Annotated in this window: 2 protein-coding genes; both read left to right on the top strand. The window is 39.8% G+C overall.

Annotation, left to right across the window (positions count from 1 at the left end; genetic code table 11):
• Positions 1-583 (top strand): FecR family protein (locus VNJ50_RS06005; protein ID WP_325579993.1); only part of this gene is annotated, 583 nt, incomplete at its 5' end.
• A 221-nt stretch (positions 584-804) separates the two neighbouring features.
• On the top strand, positions 805-1,859 hold a 1,055-nt coding region (locus VNJ50_RS06000; RefSeq protein WP_325579991.1), incomplete at its 3' end, for a TonB-dependent receptor plug domain-containing protein.

Here is a 1,859-nt window from a genome sequence, read left to right as displayed (position 1 = left end):
GAATTCCGAAACTCAACTTAAATACCCAGTGAGTTTTACTGACGGCGAAAGCCGTCAGGTAGAACTCGTTTATGGCGAAGCGTATTTTGAGGTGTCACCAAGCACAAAACATAAAGGTGCTCATTTTGAAGTACTCAACAGCAATCAAACGGTTGAGGTATTGGGTACTAAATTCAACATCAAAGCCTATAAAGATGAAACCACAGTATATACCACATTGGTAGAGGGTAAAGTTGCCGTCATAACAGCAACGCAAAACAAACTATTAGCGCCCAACCAACAGGCAAGCACCCATACGGCTAATGATGGAAGCATAATGATTAAAGACATTAAAGCTGCTAACGAAATTGCTTGGATCCATGGGGATTTTATCTTTGAAGGAAAATCATTACAGGATATAATGAAAGTGCTGTCGCGTTGGTATGATGTGGATGCCAAATTTGAAAATGAGGCTTTGGCAAACGTCAAATTCAATGGCCAACTGAGCAAACATCAAAATCTCGAAAAGCTCTTGGAGCTTATCAAAAATACTAATACCATCAACGATTATGAAATACAAAACAAGACCTTGATCTTAAAATAACGGGGATCTCCAACCTAATTTTTTCTGAATTGGGATACCGCAACAAAAAAGAGGGACAGAACTATAAACATTGCAGCGTCCATTAGTTTTCCCTCCTTACACAATTAATTAATCAAATATTTAACTAACTAATTCTATGCAAATTTATGGAAATTAAATCAACTAATGTCCGTTTTAAACCAATGAAAATTGGCTTATCAAATCGGCTTTTAACGTTTTTTATGAAGACATTTATTTTTTTATGTTGCCTTACGGCATTCAGTTTTACGCCCAAGGAAATGCTGTCGCAAAACGCCAAAATTGTGATTGACATGGACAAAACGGTAACTGTAGATGAAATCTTCAAAATAATAAGTGATCAAACCGATTACAACTTTATTTACCAAGAAGATCTGTTCAAGGACTTTCCAAAAGTCCAGTTAAAAAAAGGCGTCATTCGTGCCAATAGGCTCCTCGAAAAAAGCATTTCCAATGCCAATATCGATTTTAACTTCTCCGACGGGAACACCATTGTTATCAAACAAATTAAAAAAGTCAGCCAAAGCACTGTTGGTACAGCACAAGAAATCCAAATTTCAGGATTTATAAAAGACGATAACCAAATGCCCATTGCAGGTGCGGCAATCATCATAAAAGGCACTAAGCGTGGCGCAGTCTCCAATTTTGATGGCCATTATACCGTAACTGCCAAACCAGACGATGTACTTATCATTTCATATTTGGGTTATGTTACTGTTGAAATTCCTGTCAACAACCAGACTAACATTGATATTCAACTAAATGCAGATACACTAGGTCTTGATGAGGTATTGATCAACACAGGCTATTACACCGTAAAAGACAAAGAACGCACGGGGAGTATTAGTAAAGTCACCGCAAAAGAAATTGGTCAACAACCAGTTGCCAACCCACTGGCCGCTATGCAAGGACGTATGGCAGGGGTGAACATTACGCAGAGCAGTGGTACCCCCGGCGGCGGCTTCGATATACAGATCAGGGGGCGCAACAGTTTACGAACCGAGGGTAATGCGCCCCTGTATATCGTTGACGGTGTTCCTTATCCTTCGCAAACTATGTCTCAATCTGAAATTTCTTCGGGCGTGATGCCTCTGGGGAATGTAAGCCCATTAAACAGTATAAACCCACATGATATTGAAAGCATAGAAGTATTGAAAGATGCGGATGCCACCGCAATATACGGTTCCCGTGGTGCAAACGGTGTGGTATTGATTACCACAAAAAAGGGTAGTGGTGGTAAGATGCAGGCATCTCTTAA

Origin of the sequence: Gelidibacter sp., assembly GCF_035577925.1 — a bacterium.
GTDB lineage: Bacteria > Bacteroidota > Bacteroidia > Flavobacteriales > Flavobacteriaceae > Gelidibacter.
Note: the sequence above shows the minus strand (reverse complement) of the source record. Positions and strands in the feature narration are given on the sequence as shown.